Annotated in this window: 13 protein-coding genes and 5 pseudogenes; 10 read left to right on the forward strand and 8 right to left on the reverse strand. The window is 69.0% G+C overall.

Features of this window, described 5'->3' with window-relative positions; genetic code table 11:
• The first annotated feature begins 479 nt into the window (after positions 1–479).
• Together AB0950_RS35405 and AB0950_RS35410 are read left to right on the forward strand one after the other, a co-directional pair.
• On the forward strand, positions 480–1220 hold the full coding sequence (locus AB0950_RS35405) for a class I SAM-dependent methyltransferase (RefSeq protein WP_366780260.1): 741 nt from the start codon (positions 480–482) through the stop codon (positions 1218–1220).
• Positions 1221–1325: 105 nt separating this feature from the next.
• Positions 1326–1490: pseudogene (locus AB0950_RS35410) on the forward strand (transposase); the annotation flags it as partial.
• A gap of 608 nt (positions 1491–2098) precedes the next feature.
• On the opposite strand, the gene AB0950_RS35415 reads toward AB0950_RS35410, so the two are convergent.
• Positions 2099–3097 (reverse strand): LacI family DNA-binding transcriptional regulator, encoded by a 999-nt coding sequence (locus AB0950_RS35415; RefSeq protein WP_360160765.1) that lies wholly within the window; start codon positions 3095–3097, stop codon positions 2099–2101.
• 297 nt (positions 3098–3394) lie between these two features.
• Between AB0950_RS35415 and AB0950_RS35420 the strand changes: the two genes are divergently transcribed.
• From AB0950_RS35420 to AB0950_RS35440, 5 genes are read left to right on the forward strand one after another with little or no spacing between them, the layout of a single operon-like run.
• On the forward strand, positions 3395–4741 hold the full coding sequence (locus AB0950_RS35420) for an ABC transporter substrate-binding protein (protein WP_366780261.1): 1347 nt from the start codon (positions 3395–3397) through the stop codon (positions 4739–4741).
• 6 nt (positions 4742–4747) lie between these two features.
• The gene (locus tag AB0950_RS35425) at positions 4748–5692 is read left to right on the forward strand and encodes a sugar ABC transporter permease (RefSeq protein ID WP_366780262.1); all 945 of its coding nucleotides are present in this window, start codon (positions 4748–4750) and stop codon (positions 5690–5692) included.
• Positions 5689–6546, forward strand: coding sequence for a carbohydrate ABC transporter permease (locus tag AB0950_RS35430; protein WP_360160759.1), 858 nt, complete (start codon positions 5689–5691; stop codon positions 6544–6546). Before AB0950_RS35425 ends, AB0950_RS35430 begins: the two co-directional genes overlap by 4 nt.
• 60 nt (positions 6547–6606) lie before the next feature.
• Positions 6607–9336 carry an alpha-mannosidase gene (locus AB0950_RS35435; protein ID WP_366780263.1) on the forward strand — a complete coding sequence of 910 codons (2730 nt, stop codon included), beginning with the start codon at positions 6607–6609 and terminating at the stop codon, positions 9334–9336.
• A 57-nt stretch (positions 9337–9393) separates the two neighbouring features.
• On the forward strand, positions 9394–12372 hold the full coding sequence (locus tag AB0950_RS35440) for a glycoside hydrolase family 2 TIM barrel-domain containing protein (protein ID WP_360160755.1): 2979 nt from the start codon (positions 9394–9396) through the stop codon (positions 12370–12372).
• Between the two features lie 379 nt (positions 12373–12751).
• Here the strand turns inward: AB0950_RS35440 and AB0950_RS35445 are convergent, their stop codons facing one another.
• On the reverse strand, positions 12752–13159 hold the full coding sequence (locus tag AB0950_RS35445; RefSeq protein ID WP_366780264.1) for a hypothetical protein: 408 nt from the start codon (positions 13157–13159) through the stop codon (positions 12752–12754).
• Between the two features lie 98 nt (positions 13160–13257).
• On the opposite strand from AB0950_RS35445, the pseudogene AB0950_RS35450 reads away from it, so the two are divergent.
• A pseudogene (locus AB0950_RS35450) lies at positions 13258–13599 on the forward strand (SMI1/KNR4 family protein); the annotation flags it as partial.
• 170 nt (positions 13600–13769) lie between these two features.
• A pseudogene (locus AB0950_RS35455) lies at positions 13770–14398 on the forward strand (Ku protein); the annotation flags it as partial.
• Here AB0950_RS35455 and AB0950_RS35460 read toward each other — a convergent pair.
• Positions 14383–14646: a DUF6228 family protein gene (locus AB0950_RS35460; protein WP_366780265.1), complete on the reverse strand. Its 264-nt coding sequence runs from the start codon at positions 14644–14646 to the stop codon at positions 14383–14385. The pseudogene AB0950_RS35455 and the gene AB0950_RS35460 sit on opposite strands and share 16 nt — an antisense overlap.
• A 451-nt stretch (positions 14647–15097) precedes the next feature.
• Positions 15098–15433, reverse strand: a pseudogene (locus AB0950_RS35465) (pyridoxamine 5'-phosphate oxidase family protein); the annotation flags it as partial.
• Positions 15434–15592: 159 nt separating this feature from the next.
• On the opposite strand from AB0950_RS35465, the gene AB0950_RS35470 reads away from it, so the two are divergent.
• Positions 15593–16543, forward strand: coding sequence for a CorA family divalent cation transporter (locus tag AB0950_RS35470; protein ID WP_366780266.1), 951 nt, complete (start codon positions 15593–15595; stop codon positions 16541–16543).
• Positions 16544–18051: 1508 nt separating this feature from the next.
• Here the strand turns inward: AB0950_RS35470 and AB0950_RS35475 are convergent.
• From AB0950_RS35475 to AB0950_RS35490, 4 genes and pseudogenes are all read right to left on the reverse strand, one after another.
• A complete protein-coding gene (locus AB0950_RS35475) occupies positions 18052–18531 on the reverse strand; it encodes a hypothetical protein (RefSeq protein ID WP_366780267.1) in 480 nt (159 codons plus the stop codon).
• 234 nt (positions 18532–18765) lie between these two features.
• Complete coding sequence (locus AB0950_RS35480; RefSeq protein WP_360575669.1) at positions 18766–19083, reverse strand: STAS domain-containing protein; 318 nt, start codon at positions 19081–19083, stop codon at positions 18766–18768.
• A gap of 1631 nt (positions 19084–20714) precedes the next feature.
• Positions 20715–21902, reverse strand: coding sequence for a DUF418 domain-containing protein (locus AB0950_RS35485; protein WP_366780268.1), 1188 nt, complete (start codon positions 21900–21902; stop codon positions 20715–20717).
• A 417-nt stretch (positions 21903–22319) separates the two neighbouring features.
• Positions 22320–23967, reverse strand: a pseudogene (locus AB0950_RS35490) (SpoIIE family protein phosphatase); the annotation flags it as partial.
• Positions 23968–24085: the final 118 nt, after the last annotated feature.

The raw sequence follows: 24085 nt of genomic DNA on the forward strand, positions 1-24085 counted from the left end.
GAACCCGGCGTCGGTCTCGTCGCCGGGCCCGGTGTGGGCTGATCCGCAGATCCCGGACGAGGAGCGGGCGGTTGCGCTCGTACGTCTCCTCGAAGACCCCACGGCGCGCGAGGACGAGCAGGACGACGCGGCAGCGGATCTGGAGTACCTCTCCGGTCCGCTCGTCGAGGCGGTCCTGATCCGGGCCATCCGGACGGGGGACTTCAGCAGCGACTTGGCGCAGCGCTGCGCCGAGTCCCTCGCCGGGATCTGGGCCAGGCAGGGCCGGGTGGACCCAGCCTTCCAGGCAGAACTGCGCAGCGTGGCGAAGGAGGAGGTCGTCGGCATCCTCGGTGCACGCGCCCCGCACCTGCTGCCTCCTGGCGCCCACCAGGGCTCGTCCGGCGGATCACGGGCCGAGCCAGGGCCGGACGAGGCGAGGGCCGGCCAGTGCCCTAATCGTGTTGACCGCCCCCGGCAGGCAGTGCTGGAGTCGGCACGTGGACAGCATCCCCGCCAACCGGCGGCTCTGGAACCAGATCAGCAGCGCCTACCAGCACGAGCACGACCCGCACATCGGCGCCACACCCCGGCTGTGGGGCATGTACTCCATCCCCGACGCCCACCTGCACGCCCTGGGCGACGTCACCGGCAAGCGCGTCCTCGAACTCGGCTGCGGCGCCGGCCAGTGGTCCAGGGCGCTCGCCGCCGAGGGCGCCACCGTGGTCGGGCTCGACCTGTCCGAAGCCCAACTCGCCGCAGCGGCCCGCGCGATGGGAGCGGCCCGCTACCCGCTGGTGCAAGGCGCCGCCGAACAACTCCCCTTCGCCGCCGACAGCTTCGACCTGGTGTTCTGCGACTTCGGTGGGCTCAGCTGGGCGCCCCCGCACCTGGCCGTCCCGCAGGCCGCACGCGTCTTGGGCCGAGGCGGGCGCCTGGTGTTCAACGTCGCCAGCCCGTGGTTCGAAGCTTGCTACGACGAAGCCGCCAGCCGCGTGACCACGACGCTGCAGCAGGACTACTTCGGGCTGAACACCATCGCCGAAGACGATGGCGCGATTAGCTATCAGCTCACCTACGGCGACTGGGTCAGGGTCCTGCGCGGCGCGGGTCTCATCATCGACGACCTCATCGAGCCGCGGCCCGAACTCGGAATACCCAACGGCTACAACGAAACCGACCCACCCGACTGGGCACACCGCTGGCCGGCGGAACTGCTCTGGGTAACCCACAAACCGTAAGTTCCGCCGCGCCGAGACGTGAAGGCATCCCCGTGCCGGGCAGGGCTAGTAGTGCTTCGTTACGTCGAGTGATCTCGCCTGGTCTTCGCGTGAGGCTGGGGGGAAGTGGCACGGCTCCGCAGTGAGTTATCGAAGTTCGTTGGCGATGTGTTCGCTTCGGTGCCGCGGCGAGATCAGCGGCGGTGGGGCGAGTGTTATCTGCGGGGGCTGATGCTGGACGGCCGGCGCAAGTCGATCCAGCCGATGGCCGAGCGGTTGCCGGACGGGAACATGCAGGCGGATCCGACCGCGGCGAAGGCCACGGCGGGACCGCGGCCGCCCGCCGGTGAGGTCGTCTTCCTTCAGGGTTCCCCGCACGGGTGGACTCCGTGGCAGGGCGCGTCGGGGCGCCGGTCGACGGCACGGTGATGACGGTGTCGGCCGGCCGCCTGCAGGTGCGGGCCTGTCTGCAGGAGACCCGATCCTGAGCCTGGACCAGCACCAGTCGCTCAACGGGTACAGCTACGCGGGCAACACACCGGTCACCCAGTCCGACCCGACCGGCCTGTGCTGGGCGGACGAGTGCGGTGTCGGAACGCCCAAGGGCGACGGCTCCGGCGACATCATCACCGACGCTCCGATCGACCCGCAGAACCCCAGCTCCGGCAGCTGCCACCACGGCCACTGCGGAAAGGTCCACTACAACCAGACCGGAACAGCCTCCACAAGCAGCTCCGGAAGCGTCAGCTTCGGCACCAGCAACTCCGGTAATCGCTGCGCCCACACCGGGCTTCCCCAAGACTGCAGCGCCCCGGCCGGCGCCGAACGACTCGAACGATCTGTGGCGGGCCGACGCCGCCGATTCCCGGCACGCCCGCGACAACGCCCGTGGCGCGGCCCTACGTGGTCCCGCGGAGCCGGAGTTCCGCACGTGCCACAAGGTCGTCGGGGCCGAGCGGGCCACTGCCGGTCAGCAGGCGGGCGGCCTGTTCGACGGCAAGTGCCCCGAGGCCACGGATGTCGAGAGCCACGGTGGACAGTTGAGGCTCGACCAGCGTGCCGAGTCGCACTCCGTCGAAGCCGATCACGGCCAGGTCCTGGGGAACTCGGCGTCCGATCCGGCGCGCGCCATGCAACGCGCCGATGGCGATGATGTCGTTGAAGGTGAAGACAGCGGTCACGTCGGGATGGTCGGCGAGCAGGCTTTCCAGCGCGCTTTCGCCGCCCTCCACGCTCTGATCCGCGCGGCACACCGGTCCTGCGGCGAGTCCACAGGCTGCCAGCGCGTCGGCGAACCATGCGTGGCGCACGCTCGGCTCGGCGCGAGTCGCGTGGTCGAGCATGCCGATACGCCGATGGCCCGCCTCGACCAGGTGTGACATGGCCGCCTTGACACCGTCCCTCCCGTCGATCCGGATGGAGCTGAACCGTTCGGCATCGTCCTCACGGTCGATGAGAACCACCGGGAGCCCCCGGGTCAATTGCTCGATCTCGCCCTCGGGCCGGCTGAAGTAGCCGACCACGGCGTCCACTTGTGAGGCGATCACCTGGAGGGTCCCGAGTTCCTCCGGTGCGCTGTCCGCGGTGTCGTAGACGAGGACGTGCCAGCCGCGGGCGCGCGCCGCCTCCAGTGCCGCGGCCGCGACCTCGGTGAAGAACGGGTTGAGCAGGTCGGGGATGACGAGACCGACGCTGACCGTGTCCTGGCGCACCAGCCCCCTGGCGAACCGGCTCGGACGGTATCCCAGCGCCAGGGCCGCGTCGAGCACGCGTTGCTTGGTGGAGTCGTCGATCTCCCCCTTGTCGTTCAGCGCGCGTGACACGGTCTGCCGGGAGACCCCGGCAGCCCGGGCGACGTCATGGATCGTCACCCTGCGGGACTCGGTCCCAGACGGCACTATCGCTCACCTCCACACAAAAGCCGACACCGCTGCCGCTCGCAGGGTCCGAAAGTATGCCGCGGTCTCGCGGTGCGGCGGGGCGCCTGCAGGAACCTTGACACTCAACCGCGCCGGAGCGCACACTTCCCAACAATTCACAAGCCGTGAACGTTCCCGTGAACGTTCACGTGAGCGCTCACAGCCGTAAAGTACATCGTTTTGCTGCTTTCCGAAACGGCGGTCGGCGACCGCCGCCCGAGGTGTCAACGTCGACCCGCCTAGCGCCCTAGCTAGTCGTTCTCTGGAACGGAAGATATGAGCAACACTGCCACCCGCACCCGCACCCGCACCCGCCTCGCCGCCGTCGCCGCGGCAGCCGGTCTCGTCGTACTCACCGGATGCTCGTCCTCCGCTCCCTCGGACAAGGCAACCGCGGCCTCCTGCACGCCGGCGAAGGGCAAGGTCACTCTTCAGTACTGGAACACCGTTCCGGGCATGGACCAGGTCGTCGCCCTGTGGAACAAGAAGAACCCGAACATCCAGGTTCAGACCAAGAACATCTCCAACGACCAGTACGGCACCCTCGGCAACGCCCTCAAGGCAGGCAAGGCGCCGGAGCTGGCCCAGGTCGGATACGACGAGTTGCCCAGTCTGCGAAGCCAGAGCGCCTTCGTGGACGCCTCGGGCTGCTCGGACGCCGTCGCGGCCAAGCCGAAGTTCGTGCCATGGACCTGGTCGCAGACCACCTTCGGCGGCACCGGCGTCTTCGCCCTGCCCCAGGACACCGGCCCGATGGCCCTCTACGTGCGCAGCGACATCTTCCAGAAGCACGGCCTGACGATCCCGAAGACCTGGGACGAGTACGCCGCGGATGCGCAGAAGCTGCACAAGGCGGACCCCAATCTCAGCATGACGTTCTTCGACCCGAACAACGCCGAGTGGTTCAACGGACTCCTCTGGCAGAACAACGCCGAGATGTACAGCTACTCCGGTGACAAGTGGCACGTCACCGTCGCCTCCGACCAGAGCAAGCAGGTCGCCGACTACTGGCAGAAGCTGATCTCCGGCAAGCTCGTGCGCACCGATCTCGCCAACGGTTCGACCCAGATGTACGCGGCGTACCAGAAGAACCAGATCGCCACGTACGTCGGCGCCGCCTGGGGCTACAGCATGTTCCGCGACAACCTGCCCAAGCAGGCCGGCAAGTGGACCATCGTCCCGATGCCGACGTGGGGATCGGGCGGCGCGTCCGGTGACTGGGGCGGATCGACCGTCGCGTTCATGAAGGGCAACAAGCACCTGTACGAGTCGGTCAAGTTCAACACCTGGCTGAACACCGACCCGGAAGCCCTCGCGCTGGAGAACAAGCTGGGCGGCCTCTACCCTGCGGCCAACGCGGGTCTGGCGCTTCCCGCGCTCTCGAAGGGCGTTCCCTACTACAACAACGAGAAGATCTTCGATGTGTTCGCCGAATCATCCAGGAAGATCGACACCAACTTCGCCTGGGGGCCCACGCAGAAGACGGTGAACCTGGCGCTTCAGGACGCGATGGCCAAGGCGGCGGCCGGCAGCGGCACGCTCTCCGACGCGCTGTCGGCTGCCCAGACATCCGCACTGAAGTCGATGAAGGATCAGGCGATCCCGGCCACGGCGGGCAAGTGACCAGGCATGACCGACTTCACAACCCGCGCGACCCCTGTGGTGGCGTCTAGGGGCCGTCGCCGTCTCGACGGCGGCGGACCCCGGACGGGCACCGTCGTGGCGTTCCTGACCCCCTTCTTCCTCCCGTTCGTGCTGTTCTATCTGGTACCGGTCGGCTACGCGCTCTGGCAGAGCCTCCGCGTCGTGCGCCGCACCGGCGGCCAGTACGGGACGTCGTACACGACCTTCGGCGGCCTCGAACAGTACGTACAGGTGTTCCGGAACGGCGAGTTCTGGGCCAGTATCGAGCGCATCGGACTGTTCGGCATCGTGCAGGTGCCGGTCATGCTGTTCGCCGCACTGATCATGGCGCTGCTGCTGGACAGCCCCCTGCTCAGGCTCAAGGCGTTCTTCCGTATCACGGCGTTCATGCCGTACGCCGTGCCCGGTGTCATCGCCGCGATCATGTGGTCGTACCTCTACTCGCCGCAGCTCAGCCCCGTCGTCGACCTGTTCAACGGCCTCGGCCTACACCCCGACTTCCTGGGCCCCAACGCCGTGCTGTGGTCGGCGGCGAACGTCTCCACCTGGCTGTGGACCGGGTACAACATGCTGATCATGTTCTCGGCCCTGCAGTCGATCCCGCAGGAGCTCTACGAGGCCGCGCGGATCGACGGTGCCGGCAACTGGACGATCGCCTGGCGGATCAAGGTTCCGATCATCGCCCCGTCGATCGTCCTGACCACCGTGTTCTCGATCATCGGCACCCTGCAGCTCTACGCCGAGCCGGCCGTGCTGCGCCAGATCTCCTCCAACATCTCGAGCACGTTCACCCCGAACATGCTCGCGTACGCGGTGGCCTCCGGGAACAACTACCAGCAGGCCGCGGCGATCTCCGTGGTCATCGCCGTCATCACCTTCGTCCTGAGCTTCGGCTTCATGCGCCTGACATCGAAGAAGGCCGGACTGTGAGCAAGCAAACCACGATGCGTGAAGGCCGCGTGAGCCGTACGGCCGTCATGGCTCTGATGCTCCTGCTGGCCGTCTACTTCCTGTTGCCGATCTACTTCCTCGTCGTCGCGGCGACGAAGCCGCAAGGCGACCTCGCAGCCACCAACGGACTGACGTTCTCGCACTTCAACCTCTTCGAGAACCTGCGCGTCCTGTTCACCCGCAGCGACGGGATCTTCGGCCGATGGGCCTTCAACACCGTCGTCTACGCGGTGCTGGGCGCGGCCGTGGGCACCCTCATCTCGGCTCTGTGCGGCTACGCGCTCGCCAAGTTCCGGTTCCGGGGTCGGGAGTTCCTGTTCTCCGTCATCCTCGGCGGCGTTCTGGTTCCCACCACCGCCCTGGCGCTGCCGCTGTTCCTGCTGTTCTCCGCGACCGGGATCGTCAACACCTATCTGGCGGTGTTCCTGCCCAGCGTCGTCAGCCCGTTCGGTGTCTATCTCGCGCGCATCTTCGCCAACGCCGCCGTCCCCCAAGAACTCATCGAGTCGGCGCGACTGGACGGTGCCGGCGAGTTCCGCACGTTCTTCTCGGTGTCGTTCAAGCTGATGACGCCGGCGTTGGTGACCATCTTCCTCTTCCAGTTCGTCGCCATCTGGAACAACTTCTTCCTGCCGATGGTGATGTTGCAGAAGGAGTCGCTCTTCCCGGTCACGCTCGGCCTGTACGAGTGGAACGGCCAGACCGCCCGTGCCCCGCTCCTGCAGGAGTCCGTGATCACCGGTTCGCTGGTGTCGATCGTGCCTGTGATCATCGTGTTCATCCTCCTCCAGCGGTTCTGGCGCACGGGGCTTGCCGCCGGCTCCCTCAAGTGACCGCTCGCCCACGCCTTGCGTTCTCCCACGCCGAGACCAGCACAGAAGGTCCCTCCCGCCATGCAGAAATACGCCGTCTTCGTGCCCCATTTCCACTGGGACCGCGAGTGGTACGAGCCGTTCCAGGTGTTCCGGCACCGGCTCGTCTCCGCCCTCGACACCGTGCTGGAGACGGCCGAGGCCGACCCGGACTTCCGGTTCACCGTCGACGGGCAGATGGCCGCGATCGAGGACTACCTGGAGATGCGCCCGGAGAACCGCGCACGGGTCGCGGCCCTGGTCAGGGGCGGGCAACTCGCCATCGGGCCGTGGCTCATCCTCCTCGACGAGTTCCTCTGCTCCGGCGAGACCATCGTGCGCAACCTGCAGCTGGGATGGGCGGCCGCGGCGGAACTCGGCGGCGCGATGCCCATCGGCTATCTGCCGGACATGTTCGGCCACATCGCGCAGATGCCGCAGATCCTGGCCCGCGCCGGCATCGAGCATGCGGCATTGTGGCGCGGCGTGCCCGGGTCCGCCGACGGTCACGCCTTTCGCTGGCGCGCTCCGGACGGTTCCGAAGTGCGCACCGAGTTCCTCTTCGACGGCTACGACAACGGTCTCGACGTCCTGCTGGTGCCCGACCGGATCGGCCACGCGCTCGGCGAGTACGCGGAGACGACGGCCCAGCGATGGGGCGGCGACCCGGTGCTGGCGATGGCCGGCACCGACCACAATGCGCCCGACCCGCAGCTCGCGGCCTGGCTGCGGTGCGCGTCCAGCGAGGAACGCGCCATCACCATCGCGACGCTCGACGAGTACATCCGCAGGCACGTGCGCGACGAGGTGGCCACCGTCGTCGCCGGTGAACTGCGCAGTCATGTGCGCGGCAACATCCTCCCGGGCGTCCTGTCCGTCCGGCTCGGGCTCAAGCAGCGGATGGCCGTCGCCGAGCGCACCATCGACCATGCCGAGCGGATGAACGCCCTGTGGTCCCGGCGGGACGACTCGCCGTTCCTCTCGCTTGCCTGGCACAAGGTCATCGAGTCGAGCGCGCACGATTCGGTGGTCGGCTCCGGGACCGACGAGACCTGCGACCAGGTCGAGACACGGCTCGCCGAAGCCGCGCAGATCGCGCGGGCCGTTCGGGACGCGGCCCTCGCCGAGCCCGCCGCCCTGGTGCCGAGCGACGGCCATCTGGTCGCCAATCCGCTGCCGTTCCCCCGCACGGCGTTGGTCGAGGTGGACGTCGTGGCCCCGCCCGAGTCGACCGCGCTGGTCGCAACCGCCGCGGACGGCTCGGAGCATCCCGTGCAACTGATCTCCAAGGCCCCGACCGTGCTCAGCGACGAGCACATGGACGCCTCGCAGCTGGAACGCGTGCTGCGCCGTATCCACCGCCGCGAGCTCTTCGGCCGGCTGATCGACCACTACGAACTCACCCCGGGCTCGCTCGTCTTCCACCTCGCCGAGGTGCCGGCCAGCGGACCGTTCGACCTGCTGAACCTGCGCCGCGAGGTCGCCGCCGCGGCCGCCGCGCATCCGGGGGAGTGGCGGGTGCTGACACTGGAGGAGGCCCGCGCCACCGCCCTGGTGCCCGTACACGTCCCCGCCTGCGGGCTGACCAGCTTCCGGGTCGAACCGAGCGACCGGCCTGCCGCCCCCGCGATGACACTCGCACCCGCGACCGCGACGGACCGCGTGCTCTCGAACGGGCTGGTCGAGGTCACGGTCGCAGCCGACGGCACCCTGGACGTGACCGGGGCCGACGGCACCGTGCTGTACGGAGTCGGCCGCCTCGTCGACGGCGGTGACCGGGGCGACAGCTACAACTACGCTCCTCCGGCTCGGGACATGTTCGTGTCCTCGCCGGCGGAGATCACAGTCGAACACCTCGAGAGCGGCCCGCTGCGGTCGCGGTTGCGTGTCACCCGCCTCTACGAGTGGCCCGCCGCGCTCTCCTCCGACCGCGATCTGCGCAGCGGCCGGACCGTGCCGACGCCGGTGGAGACGCTCGTGGAAGTGCGCGTGGGCGAGCCGTTCGTCCGCGTCTCCACATCATTCCTGAACCAGTCCGCAGATCACCGGCTGCGCTTCCACGTGCCGCTGCCCGAGCGGGTGGCCACGTCCGCATCCGCCGGACAGTTCGCCGTCACCGAACGGGGGCTCACCGCCGAGGGCGGCTGGGGCGAGTACCCGATCCCGACCTTCCCCGCGAGTTCGTTCGTGTGGGCCGGCGCCGCCAACGTTCTGCTCGACCACTCCAGTGAGTACGAAATCGTCGACGACGGTTCCGAACTCGCCATCACCCTGCTGCGCGCGATCGGCTCGATCAGCGTCAACATCCATCCCCTCCGTGACGAACCCGCGGCGAGCGAGATCCCCGTACCCGGTGCGCAGGATCTAGGCATGCGGATCGAGAACCGTCTCGCCGTCGTGCCCTCGGCAACGGGCTGGCAGGGTACGCACGCGGTCGCTCTCGCCGAGGAGTTCCGCAACCACGTACTCGTCGCCCGCGGTACCGCGCCCGCCGGAGGCAACCTGCCCCCGGATGCCACCGGTGTGCGGGTCGACGGCAGGGACGTCTTCGTCTCGAGTATCCGCCGCGTCACCGACGCCGATCGCGGGGCCGGCACCGAGATCCGGCTGGCCGCGATGAGCGACACGGACTCGACCGTCCACGTGACCGGCGCGTTCACCGAAGCCACCACGGTCGACCTGCTCGGCCGGCCCCTCGCCGAGACACCGGTGGAAGACGGGCTCGAACTCGCGCTCGGCCCCTGGGAGATCCGCACCGTCGTGGTCCGCTGACCCTCCGCAACCGGTGTTCGCATCCCCCACCTGCTACCAAGAAAGAGGTGTGACCTCTTGCCCTCGCAGCTTTCCGCATATGTTTCGGACACCACACCAGGGCGTGGCGCACTGCGCCCGGCGCGCTCGTACCTGCACTCCGACGCCCCCTCCCGCTCGCTGAACGGGCCTTGGCGTTTCCGCCTGTCGCCCACGGCGTCGGTGGCGGAGGATTTCGCGGCCGAAGGCTTCGACGACCACGGCTGGGACAGCATCCCGGTGCCCTCCCACTGGGTGCTCCAGGGCGACGGAGCCTACGGCCGGCCGATCTACACGAACATCCAGTTCCCGTTCCCGATCGACCCGCCGCACGTTCCGGACGAGAACCCCACCGGCGACTATCGCCGCCACTTCGACCTCCCCGCCGACTGGTCGGACGCCGACCGGGTCGTGCTGCGGTTCGACGGGGTCGAGTCGCTCTTCAAGGTGTGGGTGAACGGCGTCGGGATCGGCAGCGCCAGCGGCAGCCGGCTGGCCCACGAATTCGACGTGACGTCCGCGGTGCGCCCCGGCGACAACGTCGTCGCCGTGCGGGTGCACCAGTGGTCGGCGGCCAGTTACCTGGAGGACCAGGACCAGTGGTGGCTGCCGGGCATCTTCCGGGACGTGACCCTGCTCGCCCGCCCGGCGGGGGGCATCGAGGACGTCTGGCTGCGGGCCGGTTTCGACAACGGGCAGGGCCGTATCGCCCCGGAGGTCACCGCCGACGCGGCGGCGTTCCCCATCACCCTGCGCATCCCCGAACTCGGCGTCGAGCAGGTCTGGGCCACGAAGGCCGACGTGGCGCCCCTCGACGTCCCCGGCGTCGTGACGCCGTGGTCGGCCGAACAGCCCCGCCTGTACGACGCTACAGTGGCAACTGCCGCAGAAAGCATCACCCTTCGGGTGGGTTTCCGCACGGTCGAGATCCACGGCGACCAGTTCCTTGTCAACGGCCGCCGCGTGGTCTTCCACGGGGTGAACCGCCACGAGGCCCATCCCGAGCGCGGCCGTGTCTTCGACGAGGAGCACGCCCGCGAGGACCTGGCCCGCATGAAGCGGTTCAACGTGAACGCCATCCGCACCAGCCACTACCCACCGCATCCGCGACTGCTCGACCTCGCCGACGAACTCGGATTCTGGGTCGTCCTCGAATGCGATCTGGAGACGCACGGCTTCGACAAGGTCGACTGGGTCGGCAACCCGAGCGACGATCCGGCATGGCGGGAGGCCTATCTCGACCGCATCGAGCGCACCGTCGAACGGGACAAGAACCATCCCAGCATCGTGATCTGGTCGCTCGGCAACGAATCAGGAACCGGCGGCAACCTCGCCGCCATGTCGGCGTGGGTCCACGCCCGCGACGCCGAACGCCCCGTGCACTACGAAGGTGACCACACCGGCGAGTACACCGACATCTACTCACGCATGTACGCATCGGTACCGGAGACCGAGCAGATCGGAATCGACGGCGCACGCTCGACACTGATGAACTGCACTCCCGCACAGAGCGCCCGGCAGCGCACCAAGCCGTTCCTGCTGTGCGAGTACGCCCACGCGATGGGCAACGGGCCGGGAGCGCTCGACCAGTACGAGGCGCTGGTGCACGAACACCCGCGGCTGCACGGCGGCTTCGTCTGGGAGTGGCGCGATCACGGCATCCTGACCGCAGCCCCGGACGGGACGCCGTACCACGCCTACGGCGGCGACTTCGGAGAGGTCGTGCACGACGGCAACTTCGTCATGGACGGAATGCTGCTGAGCAACGACGTCCCGACGCCCAGCCTCCACGAGTACAAGGCAGTCACACAGCCGGTCCGCTTCACCTTCGACGGTGACAAAGTCGCGATCACGAACCTACGGCACTCCGCCGACACGTCCGACCTTCACTTCCGATGGCGCGTCGAGCACGACGGGACGCCGGTGGAGTGCGGTGACTTGGAGGTCCCTGCCGTCGCAGCGGGCGAGTCGGAGCGGGTGGCGCTGCCACGGATCCCGGTGTCGCCGGACGCGGAAACCTGGCTCACGATCGACGCGGTGCTGGCGGCCGGGACCGCTTGGGCGCACGAAGGGCACGCGATCGCAACTGCCCAACAGGACTACTCGATACCTCGCCCGCTCCCTGCCGTCCGTCCCCGGACCGACTGGCGGCCGACCGAGGGAACGCTGACCCTGGGAATCGCCGACTTCATCGGCGGATCCCTCACCCGCCTCGCCGGCCGCGCCGTGACCGGCCCGCGGCTGGAGTTGTTCCGCGCGCCGACCGACAACGACGAGAGCGCGTCCGACGGAGTCGGCGACAGCGACGCCAGCATCGCCGGGGTCTCCCACGCCGAACTGTGGCGGCGCGACGGTCTCGACCGGCTGACCACGCGACGCCTCTCCGTGGAGCGCAGCGCGCAGGCCCTGCGCACGGTCGACAGGGTCTCCGCGGCGCACTCCGCCTTGTCGGTGAAAGTGGAGTCCGTCTGGTCACTCGAAGGCGATGAACTGGAACTGCGCGTGGAGATCCAGCCTTCGAGTGGCTGGCGGACGGTGTGGCCGCGGATCGGGATTCGTTTCGATCTGGTCGACGGCCCGGCTCCTGTGGACGGCACCGACTGGTTCGGCCTCGGCCCCTTCGAGTCCTACCCCGACAGTCTGCGTGCGGCTCGCACGGGCCGGTTCTCATCCACCATCCGCGACCTCTCGGTCGACTACGCGCGCCCCCAGGAGACCGGGCACCGCTCCGGACTGCGCCGGCTGACGCTGACGAGTGGCGACACCGAGGTGCTGCGTGTCGTGGCGATCCCCGACACGCGCGGACGTCGCCCCGGCTTCACGCTCAGCCGCCATACCCCCCAGCAGATCGCACAAGCCGCACACCCATGGGAGCTTCCTGACTCGACGACGAGTCATCTGATCATCGATGCGGGCCAGCACGGGCTCGGCTCGCGGGCCTGCGGTCCGGATGTGAGGCCGGAGTTCGCGCTTCGCCCCGAAGCGCGCACGATCAGACTTCGCATGGCAGCAGGCTGATCGCGTGCCCCATACCGCCGCCGGTCGCGGGCCAGCGATCAGAAGCGAAGGGTGGCTCCTCGGCAGTCCTTCGCGAGGGTCTCCCGGCCGTGTGGAACGACAAGGCCGGTTTCCCGGGAACGAAACGGCTCGCCCCGGCTCTTCTTCGCCCAGCGCCTGGTTCCGCCCGTGCTTGTGGGCGCATCGGCTGGCCAGGAGGGCGTGGACCGGGGCAGCGGCCGCTGCGGCGCTCGCCCGCAGCGCCCAAGCCCGGGCGATGCACGTACCCCCGCCCCCGGACGCGCCGACCACGCTCGCCGTGCACGCCGGCCCCGGCGGCAGCGCTGACGCTGCCCCTCGCACTCGGGCCATGGCGACGCTCAAGAAGTGAGCCATACCGCTACGACTCCCTGGTGAACTTCACGTCCAGCCCGCACGGCGCATCCCGGTCATCCGTCGCGCACAGCGCCTTGCCGCCGTCCACCACCGCCAGGTCGATACGGCAGTTCTCGGCCGCGCCGTGGAACGAAAGACCGATCCAGGAACCGGACTTGGCGCTCTCATCCGATATCTCAGTTTGCTTGCCCTCCGCGACATAGAATGCCCAGCCACCTTCGGTGGGCTTTACCGTGCACATTGCCGAGGTGAGGTTCTTCGAATCGAGGCCGCTGGCGGTAAATGTCCGGTCGGCTGCAAAAGAGAACTTCTCACCGTGCGGGCCCGCCCAGTTCCCGGTAATGCGGTCGGCCGTGACCTTGGTCGTCGGCTGGCTGCCCGCACACGCGGTGAGCAGCAGAAATGGCGCCAAGGCGGCGAGTGTTCTCAGAGCGGTTCGAGGCACGCAGCCACTGTAACAACGGGGCGGTACGAAGCCTGACTTAGCTCCGTACCGCTCCTTTGTACTCCAGCGTCGATGGCGCATACCTGACGCGACGTGAGGCGTCCGTCGGAGTGGAGCACCCGGAGTGGCCCGACGGCGTCGTACCGATCCTGACGTGGGGCTGTGCCATGTACGCAGGCGTTGATTGTCTCAGTGAAGACGGTCAGGTCCTGCTCTTCGAGCCGAACCCGTATAGCGGCGGATCGTGGGAGCAGTGTTGGTTCCTCGACTCCGCCAGCCTCGCAGCGTGGCTGGAGACATGGCTCGCGGGGACGGGTTGGTTCGAGGAGGACGCCTTCGGCAGGGACGACCTGGTCGAGCCTCAGCCATGGGCCCAGGCCGCAGGCCGACTGCCCTCCGGTGCATAGCCAAACACCAACGCTCCGTCCCGTTGGCGCAGGCACCGTGATCCCGGGCATGCTCACGGCTCCCTTCGAAGCGTCGGCATCGGGAGGGCGACCAACGCACGGGCGGCTCGTCTGGTGATCTGCGCGAGTTTGTCTTCCGCTCCGGCCAGGCTGACACGGAGCCGCCTGACCTGCGGGTTTACGGTCACTATTCAGTCAACGTGACGGTGCCGATCAACGTGGTCAGCGCGACGGAGGACCACTCGATCCACTTTCACCAGTACCACCTTCAGGACATGGGACGGGTGCGCTACCGGAAGGTGTGCGAGCTGGAGGACGATGAGTCGACCAGTCCGAGTTCGGCAAGGGGTATGAGCTGACCAAGACCCAGGTCATCCCGATCACGGACGAGGAGCTGAGCAACCTGCCGCTGCCGACGGCGAAGGCAATCGAGATCGACGCCTTCGTGCCTCTGGAGTCCATCGACCCGATCCGGATCGCCGAGGGCTACTACCTGCAGCCGGCCGGTCAGGTCGCGGCCAAGCCGTACAAGCTCTTGGTCCAGGCCCTCGGCAGGTCCAGCAAGGTGGCTGTCGCGAAGTACGCCTGGTCCGGCCGGGAACGCCTGGGCCTGCTCCGGGTCCGCGACGACGTCCTGGTCCTGCACGCCATGCGCTGGCCGGACGAGATCCGCGATCCCACCGAGCTGCTCCCGCCACCGATCGAGGTGAGCGACGAAGAGATCGACAGCGCCTTGGACAGCATGACCGTGGACAGGCTGGACGGCCCTGACCTCCAGGACCGCTACACCGAAGCCGTCGCCCGGACCCTCTCCCAACCACGGAAGTCGCGCGTGAGGCCGTCGAAGAACTCGCTCATGTCATCCCAGACGGTGACGGTCACGTTCTCGAGCCGTGCACGCACACCATCAGCAACGGCCTGCACCGCGAACACGGTCTCGTACTCATCCGCACGCGACCAGTCGAACAACCGGACAGAAGTCGCCAGCGCCCCCGGCCCCCGCACGACGAGCTCGACCTGCCCGGGACCCACCTCGGTCAGACTCACCCGCCGAAGGATACGGACGTCAACACGTCGACGACATCACGTTTGCGTGGCACGGGACCGCTGCAGCTTCTCATCAACATTCGGAGGCCCAGCAGCAACCAACTGTTCCCAGCTCCGACCGACAAGTGCTCTTCGTTCTGATCTACGCATCCAAGTACGGCACTGACGTGAAGCGGCACCGGTTCCCGCCTCTGCACGAGGCGTGCAGCGGCAGCGGCTGGAACTGAAAGCCGCATCGCACACCAGCTCCTGAGCAGCGACGTCTCATGGCGGCGCGGCGCGATCAGCTTCGGCCTGGTCACCGTGCCGATCAACGTCGTCTGCGCGACCGAAGATCCGGCAGTGACGAAACGCGCCGGCTGGCCGCCCCCGCCTCGCGCTCCAGGAGGTGCCGGTCGGCCATGCGGGGCAGCTGACGGGAAAGCCGGGCGCGCTGCCAGCCGAGCATCGCGCCCAGCACGGGCCGGTAGAAGTCCAGGGCGGCGTGGGGGTGTGCGCTCAGGGCCCGGCCCTTGCGGCTCGTGGCGTGCGTGGCGAAGGAACAGCCGTTCACGTCGGCACCGTGCAGCATCACGATCCGTACGTCCGGCCTGCCCTCCGCGTCCACCGTGGTCAGCGACATCGTGTGCGGCTCCGGCTGCCCGGCCGCCACCGCCTCCGCCAGCCAGCTGGTGAACAGGGGCAGCGGGGTCGGCGGGGCGGTGTCCGGGGCGAAGGGGCGCAGGTCCGTGACGTCCGGGTCCCATACCCGCAGCGACCTGAGAGTTGCCTGGAGATCCGTTTCCATGCCCCGAGCATCGCCACCGGCCCCGTCATCCGTTCGGCAGCCGTCCCGCGACGCACACGAGTGCTTCCGCGTGCGGGAGCATCGGAAGCCGGGGACGCTCGGAACCACACGGGCTTCGGGAAATGACGGTGAGGGGCGATGATCGTAACGGTGGTGTCGATGCCCGAGATGACCATCACCCGTACGGATGTCTCGGCGGCGCGTGAGCGGCTGGCCGCCGAGTCCTTCCTGCTCGTCGACGTCGAGCTCCCTCAGGACGAGCCGGCACCGCGGACGCCGATCGCCGACCAGCTGGGCCTGCACGACGAGGAACTGGACTGGTTCGGCAGGGAGGGTGAGGCCGCGCGGGCGGAGTTCCTGGGGGACCGGGCCGCCTTCGTCGTGCCGGTGGTGCACGGCGACGTGATCGCCCACCTCCACGTGGTGGTGACCGAGCGGTTCCTGGCCACCGTGCACCGGGGGCAGGCCGGACTGGCGCAGAGCATCACCGCGGCGCTGCGGCACGAGCGGCCCGACGACACCGTGGCCGTGCTCTTCCTCCTGCTCCAGGAGGCCCTGGACACTTTCCGCCGGGCCGCCGTACAGGCCCTGCTGGAGTCCGAGGAGCTCGAGGACGACATGTTCGAGAACCGGCGCCCCGAGCAGGTCTACCGGTTGGCGCAGCTGCGGCGGCGCTCCGCGCTGCTGCACCACTCCCTGCGGCCCTACCTCCAGGCGATCGACGAGATCCTCATCCGCCGGATGATGAGCCCCACCTTCCCTGAGGACCGGCAACGGCGTGCCCAGGGGTTCCAGACCGCCGGCAGGCTGATGCTCGCCGACGTCGAGTCCCTGCAGGACGCCACCCGCCGGGCCTTCGCAAGTTACTCCTCGCTGGTGGCGGGCGAGCAGAACGGCGTGATCAACCGGCTGGCCATCGTGTCGGTGATCTTCCTGCCGCTGTCGTTCATCACCGGGTTCTTCGGCATGAACTTCACGTTCCTGACGAACAGGCTGGAGACCAGGGACGAGTTCTGGCTGCTGGCCGTGGGGCTGCAGGCGATCGTCCTGCTCGGCTCCCTCTACGTGCTGCACCGCACCCGCATCTGGCGCCGGCTGCTGGACGATTAGCGGCGTTGGTCGTCCTCACGGTGATCGCCCTCACCTCGCTGGCGTTGACGCCGGCGACGAGCTCACCGAGCCCCGGGACCGTGTCCTGTGCGCCGCGTTGAAGGTCGTCGACCACGTCGCGATCGTCTACGGCACCGTGCTCGCCGCCCAGGACACGCCGCTCACGCCGATCGTGAAGGCGGTGATGCCCCTGCTTCGGTAAGGCTCCTCCGCGTGCACGTGTACCGCGGCGGCCGGAGCCTGATGCTGTGGACTTCCCCGTTGATGTCGCGCTCGCCGCCCTCGGCGTGACGTCATCGCGGTGTGGATGGACCTGGCCCTCGCGGCTTTCGAGGTGCTGCCGCCCGGCGTGGTGCTGGACGGAGTTATGCGACCTGTAGGAGGGTCTCAGGCCCGTGGTGGCTCACGTGAACCGGCCTCTCGCAGGGCTCTCGCAATTGGTCGTTTGTGAAAACCGCGCCGCCGGTGGCCGCATGTCCGTGTCTCTGAGGGGGGCGCGGTCGGCGGCCGACGCGGCGGAGGCCGGACCCGACGACCCACGGTGCAAACCCGCGTGCTGGAGCTGCCGGCTCGCTCCCTGGTCCGAGGCGTGGGCGATGTCCATGCTCACCACCGGGGCGGGAAGGTGCGGACCGGGTGCGGTCTTCTGCTCCGCCGGTGGCTGCTCGGAGTCGTAGAGCAACGACGACGTGGGTGAAGCGCTCGCCTGCCCTTGGCCGTCCGATCGGCTTGCTGCCGAGCCGCCCGCATGCCCACCCCATATCGGTCCCAGCACCGCGGCGCCCACCAGCGTGCCGACCGCCGCGAGCACTGGGACCGCCCAGGCTCCTTCCGACATTGTCTTGCGCCGCACCATGCCTCCCGTTCTTGCCTACGAGGACAGCAACGTCAAGCTGCGCGACATGGCTCCCGAGGGTGTGAGCCGGACGTCCCAGACCAAGCTGATAGTCGGTTCTCCTCCGTTTACGCAAAGGGGGCGGGCAGGCGACGGGGGAGTGCACCTGCCCGCCCCGGAGGCAACGCCCCGCACGGGGGAGCGGGGCATTACGCGGCCGTGATCACGGCTCACCGGTTACAGCGCGCCGGAAACCGCAAGTGTCACACCGCACCGATTGCGCCGATGCGGCCACCGGTCAGCCTCACAAGCGGCACGGGCGCCCATCCCTCCATATGCACAGCGGCGAGACGTTCCGCGCCCACACGCTCTTGGACTGGCGGCGTCGACATCCACCGGGCTCGGGTGGTTCACAAAAGCCGTCCTTGGACCTGCGGTGTTGCCGACGTGCGCGGTGCGGTGACGTGGGGCTATCGCGGTTGATGCGCAATCGGGGGCTTGGTGGCGTCTTCGGGTGTCACGCTCGGTGAGAAACGGCGGGTGCTCGCCTTGCGTTCTGACCCGGCGATGTCAGTGACGTAGTTGATGGCGGATGCGCGGTCAGGCTGCGCCTGACGTCGTGGCCGTCGGCCTGGCCGCGCTGAACAGGTTCGTGTGCTGGCGGGATGTGCTGCTACCCGGCGCCGCCCCCCGCAGCAGGAGGTGGAGGCCGTGGGACGCTTCGGCGGTGGAGCAGGCGGCGGCCAGGACGGCCACGGTGGCCAGAACGAGCGCGGGGCGGCGGCCAGGTCGGGGGCATGAGCAGGGCGGCGACGCGGCGGGGGACGGGGCCGGCGCTGCGCAGCGGGTTCGCGCGGCGGCCGAGGATGCCCAGACCAGCGTCTGGGGTGCGGGCGGGTGTGTGCCGGGTGGCCAGGGCGGCCTTGCCGACGGTGCGGGCCACCCGCATGCGGTCACCGGTGGCCTTGGCGGCGTTCTCGTCGGCCCAGCGTTCGATGGTGTAGGTCACGGCGGTGGAGAGGGGCCACAGCAGGGGGTTGGCGGCGGCGCCGAGCTGGCCGAGGGCGACGAAGGCGTAGTGGCGGGCGCGTTCGTGGGTGAGGAGGATGCCGTGCTCGGCCTCGTCGAGTGTGACTGATCGTGCTGCCGCCAAACGAGACGCCCCTGGCCGATGGGGTCGGCGTGCTGCTGCGCTACCAGGACGTGACGGCGCAGTAGAACGAAGAGGACCGGCCTGACCTGCGGTTTCTACTGTCGGGGCGGGGCGGGCAGGTGACGGGGGATTGCACCTACCCGCCCCGAGGGCAATGACCCGCACGGGGGGAGCGTGTCATTGCACAGCCGTGATGGCGGTTCACCGGTGAGAGCGCACCAGTGGCCGCGAGTGTCACACCGATCGCGCTGATCCGTCCACCGGGTCAGGTTCCCGCAGTAGCACAGGACCTGTCCCGCCCACCTGCAGGAGCCGCTCGACGACGGGGCTCAGCGGTCCGGACACCGCAAACCGCACACCTGCCTGCCGGCAGCGATTGTGCGCTGCCAGCAGGACGTTCAGCCCGGCACAGTCACAGAAAGCGACCCGGCTGAAGTCGGCCTCGATGTGAGTGGCCCCGCTGATGACGGCGGCCTGCAGCGCGTCGTCCAGACCGGCTGCGGTCAGGTGGTCCACCTCGCCCGCTACCGCCACCACAGTGCGGCTGTCCACGGTGGTGCTGGATATCCGCAGCCGTTCGCCGGGCTGGGGGCCAGCGTTACTTTCCACGCGGCAAGCTTCCGTGCTGCACGGCTCGCGTGTCAAAGGCGGCCGAGAAATTCACAGCGCGGCCAGCAGGCGCTGTACGGGGCAGGAAGATGGTGAGAGGCGTGAAGGAAGGCGGGAGCCCAGCTGTCCGGCCAATCCGTGTGGGCGTCCTTTCGCGGGGCTTGCTTGGCAGTCAGGCGAAGGCCGTCGTTCCTCAGCCGGTGAGGCCCGGCAGTTGTGCGTCCGCGCCGGGCTCGACCAGCGCATGCGCCTCCGCCGGTTCCCGGCTCGGTGCCCAGAGATGTCTGCCTTTGCGGGATGCCGCATCTGAGACAGCAGCGGGGATGCCGGTCACAGTGTGCGCCGGTGGTGTCCGGGCGCACGCAGGGCGGGAAAGCCCGCCCCGGGCGAATACAGCGAAAGAGCGTCGCATGGTCGTCCCGCTTCGGAATCAGGCGGCAGATGAGCAGGGCGCTGGTGAGCAGGTCACGTTGCGTTACAGCGTGGTCTGGGTCGATGGTGCGGCCTGCGCTGCGGACGCGCGTCAGGCACTGCGGGACTTTCTCGCCCGCGCCCTGCACACTGGCCCCCGACCCGTGCCGTCCCGCCTGGGTGTGGACGCGGAACTGGTGGTGAGCGAGCTGGTCACCAACGCTATCCGGCACGCCCCCGGGCCTTGCGGGATGTCGTTGAGGCTGTCCAGAGACGAGCTGTCGATCAGCGTGTGCGACAGCTCCGCTGAAACCCCGACGGTGCGCGAGGCCGACCCGCACCGTGTCGGTGGCCACGGTCTGTCTGCATCTGGTGCACGCGCTGAGCGACAGCGTCGTCGTAGCAGCATGCGCGGCGGGAAAGCAGATCAGCGCCCATCTGCGCCTCGGATCCGGCGAGAACATCCCCAGCACGGTTCCGTCCGGCTCTGTGCCAGGAGGATCGTCGGGCTGATCGTCACTAGACACGGGGCCTGTCCGTCAGGGCGAAGCGGCGCCGAGCAGACCCTGACGCACACGGTGCGTCCTGCCCGCCCCAGCCTGGCACGGGCAGGACGCGCCTTCCCCCGCAGAACCGACGGAAGCGGCGAGCACGCGGTGCCGCTCCCAGGAAGAAGCGTCGGGTTTGCGGGGGCGCGGGGAAGTGCTCCCTGCAACGTCTGCCCCGTCTTCAACTGGCGCGCCAGGTTCGGTGGATGGTGCTACAAGGTCTTCACATGCCCAATCGCCTTACCGCGCCTTGTCTCGCCCTTGGAACAGGGGGTGAGCGCCCGGGGGCCAGGCGTTGGCAAGTCCGGGCCCTCACGATTCGCGCATCGGCAGGGGGTCGGATGTTCATGGCGCGATGCCGTACTCAACGGCCCTCGACCGTGCTGGTCACGCGCCTCGCCGAACGGGCGGAGACGGCGGAGGGGGCATGCCGTCCACCCTGCGAGCCAAGGAGGTCTGCAAGGCCCCGGGGCCACGAACTGCTGCCGAAGAACATGGAAGTGCCCCGGGTCAGGCTGAAGCGACTGGGGGAACTCGGCATTCTCACTGAAGCCGGCACCGGCTGTTTGCTCTCCGCCACCGGTGGCGGTCCGGATCGGCCCCACGACAGGACGCTCAGGACCGGCCGTAGGTCAGGCTGCGCAGCAGGCGCTCGGCTGGACCCCGGTACCGCCGCCTGTCCATGGCCTGTGCAGCCAGCACCGACACCGTCCACACCGCGACCGCGGCCAGTGCCGTGCGGTACGTGGTAGCCCCTAGGTCCAAGGCGAACGGGGCGAAAACGATGGTCCACGCCACCGATTGGAACAGGTACGCGCTCAGCGACCGCTGGCCCAGGGCGGCGACCGCGCGGACGGTCGCCGGCCGGCGCAGTCCGGTGGAGAACTTCAGCGCCAGCAGACCGAACAGAGCGACGTAGCCCGGACCACCGAACTCGCCGCTGACCGCGTGCAGATAGGCCATGGCATCGCGCGTAGCGGAGTCGACCTGGAGCGCACCGGCAGCCACCAGCGCGTACGGCAGGGCACCGAGCACGGTGACCGCCAGGCAGCCTAGGGCGGTGCGGCGCAGCAGGACCTGATGTGCCGTCGGGTTTTCCAAGATGTGGCGGCGCGCTGCCCATATGCCGAGCCAGACGATGAAGATGAACGGCACCACCGTCGCGGTGTGCACCGGCCATTCCGCAAGCCGGTCCAGGACGCCGTGGCCGTAGGAGGTTGCCGCCAGCGACGGGTTGGGGGTGTTGGTGAGGATCGCGTGACCGCTCTTGGCGTTGACGATCAGCATGGCGGCGAGGAGGAAGGTGTAGCCGAGCAGGAGTGCCCACAGCCACAGGACGAGGCGGTGGAACCGGTCGCCGCGGCGGAGCAGGACAAGCGTGGCGATGATCCCGACGATCCCGTATGCGCCGAGAAAGTCCCCGAAATACAACAGCGTGGCGTGAAGAGCGCCGAAGACGACGAGCCATGCGTTGCGGCGCAGCAGGATGCGCCGCGGGTCGGCGCCGGCCGCGGCGGCCCGGCGCGCCAGTTGCGCCAGCCCGTAGCCGAACATCACCGCGAACACCGGGTAGGCCCGGCTGTCCACAAAAGTGATCATGAAGAAGTTGACCACTCGCTCCAGGCCGTGTGGCGTGCCGTCGATACCGGGCTGGCCGGCGAAAGCGAAGTTCGCCGCGTTGGCCAGGGCGATGAACAGCAGCATCGCGCCGCGAGCCAGGTCGGGGGCGAGTGCCCGTTCGCAGCGGGGTACCGGCCCCGCCCCGGCAGTGGGAATGGGCACAGCATCTGTGGTGTCGGTCATGAGTCCAGGCTGGTCCGCGAGCGCGGTGAAGTCCCTGGGCATAGGAGGTGTCTTCGGTGGTGGGCCTACCACCACCATCCCTCGAGGCACGCCAGAACGCCGAGGGATCCAACGGTTGTCGGTTTGCGACGGTGGCGGCCCAACTTGGCGGCGTTGTTGTTGGTGTGCTTGCCGGCCGCCTTCTCGTTGATCACCAGGACGATTTCTCACCGACAGCCGGATGCCGAAGGACCGAAACTGCTCTGATCTGAGTAGGAAAGAGGCCGCTGGACCCTCACCCGCGGCTGGAACTCAGGCCGGCGGGCTGCCAGCAGCCGGAGCCGGACGGTGTCCGTGTACCTCCTGGGCTTCACCCGTCGTCATGAGGCCGAGCGTGGCCTGCTCCTGCAGGCGGGCTGGCTGGGCGCGCTGTGGAACAGGGGTGCGCAGGGTGAGGAGGGCGACATCGTCGAGGCCGGGTGGGTGGACCCGGTGCAGGCGTTGGTCGGTGAAGGACGGCAGGGGGCGGTGGGCGAGGGCGGCGGTGTGTTGGCGCAGTCGGTTCAGGCCGTCGTCGAGGGTGTGGCCGGGTTCTTCGATGAGGCCGTAGGTGTAGAGCACGAGGGTGCTGCCCGGTGGCAGCAGGATTGTGGAGTTGGGGCGGGGCGCGCGGATGCCGGTGCCGAGCAGGATGCCGTGGCCGTCGGTGAGGTAGTGGGCCAGGCCGTCGTGAGTGACGAGCAGGGGGGCCGGCGTTGGTCCAGGACAGCTGCCGGTGGCCGCCACTCGTGTGGGTGGCCCGGGCGAAGATGAGGGTGGCCATGGTGACGTCGGTGATGGGCATGATGGCCTCGTCGAGGCGGTCGACGATCCGGCTGGGTGGTTCCCGCTGGGCCCAGGCGTAGCGCGGAGCATGTTGTGCAGCTGGGCTACGCCGGTGGCGGCTTCCAGGTCGTGTCCCACGACGTCGCCGATGGCGAGCGCGGCGGCGCCGTCGGCCAGGCAAAAGGCGTCGCACCAGTCGCCGCCGACGTGTGAGGCTTCGGGGCGGGCAGGTAGCGCACGGCCATCCGCAGGCCGGGCACGCGCGGCATCTGCGGCAGCAGGTGCTTCTGCATGGTCTCGGCGACCGCCCGCTGACGCTGGCAGAGGCTGGCGTTGTCCAGCGCGAGCCCCGCGCGCCGCGCGATGTCTCCACCAGAGGCAGGTCGGCGGCGGTGAAGTTCCCCGGCTTCTGAGCCCGGCCCAGGGTGAGGACACCCAGCACGTCGCGGGTGCTGCGCAGGGGAACCATGGCCGCGGAGCGGATGCCGGTGGTCTCGAACAGGCGGCGCTGCTCGGCCGTGATACCGGAGTCCGGGGCACCCCGGTAGGTGTCGGGGTCGGCCAGGGCGGAGGCGGCGCCCCGCAGCGCCCGGGACAGAGGCATCTGGGATTCCTCCGGGACCGGCGGCATGGGCCCTTCGAGGTCCTCGTGGCGGACCAGCGTGTCGCCCTCGACCTGGGCCACGGTGGTGCGCCACACCTCGTCATGCTCGGTGATCAGGTCAATGACGGCCCAGTCCGCCAGACGCGGCAGGACCAGGCCCACCAGGCGGCGCAGCGCCTCGTCGACGTCCAGGGTGGAGGCCAGCTGGGTGGTGGTCTCGGCGAGCAGGGCGAGTCGCTGGAAGTCGGTCAGTGTTCCGCCGGCCTGCTCCGGATACGGCCCGGTGCCGGCTGTCCGCTCGGGGACGTGGAAGACGACAAGTGTGCCGGGGCGCGCCTGGCCGGTGTCGTACGGCGTGATCGTCCAGGAGACGGTCAGGAGAGGGCCGTCGCCGCGTTGGAAGTGCTCGTCGCCGCCCTGTGCCGGGTGCCCGGCGTGGAACGCCTGCCGCATGCTGCGCTGCGTCGTGGCCAGCGGCTGGCCCTGCGCTCCGCGGTGCAGCACATCGTGGGCGTCCTGCCCGACCAGTCCGGCGGCGGGACGGGCCAGCAGCCGCTCGGCACAGCTGTTGACGGCCACGATGCGGCCCTGCTCGTCCACCACCTGAGCTCCGGCACCGATGGCCTCCAGCGCGGGGGTGATGTCAGGACAGGGCACCGCCGCGGATCACTTCTGCTCCGTCTGCGTGCTCTGCGGTCCCTGAGCCGGTCGTGTCCGATCGGCGACCAGCTCCAGGCCGTGCGTGTCCGGATGCAGTGGCCCACATCCGCCGAGA

Origin of the sequence: Streptomyces sp. NPDC007189 (assembly GCF_040703635.1) — a bacterium.
Classification (GTDB): domain Bacteria; phylum Actinomycetota; class Actinomycetes; order Streptomycetales; family Streptomycetaceae; genus Streptomyces.